Raw genomic sequence first — 203 nt, 5'->3', positions numbered from 1 at the left:
CCACACAGATTGATGGTTTAATAAGTTAAGAGATGCCTATGTCCCGTTCGTCTAGAGGCCTAGGACACCGCCCTTTCACGGCGGTAACAGGGGTTCGACTCCCCTACGGGATACCATCTTTAAACGCATTTTCTTGTAAAAGGAAGTGAGTGTTTTTAAAAATGGTGAGTTTCGTAAGAAACGAACATTGCTCTTTAACAATT

1 tRNA gene is annotated in these 203 nt (G+C 42.9%); it reads left to right on the top strand.

Annotated features, from left to right (window positions below):
- Positions 1 to 40: 40 nt before the first annotated feature.
- A tRNA-Glu gene (locus tag BCU68_RS16490) sits at positions 41 to 116 on the top strand.
- The last annotated feature ends 87 nt before the right edge of the window (positions 117 to 203 follow it).

The sequence above is a fragment of the Vibrio sp. 10N.286.49.B3 genome, assembly GCF_002873395.1.
GTDB lineage: Bacteria > Pseudomonadota > Gammaproteobacteria > Enterobacterales > Vibrionaceae > Vibrio.
This window is presented reverse-complemented; position numbering and strand designations above follow the sequence as displayed.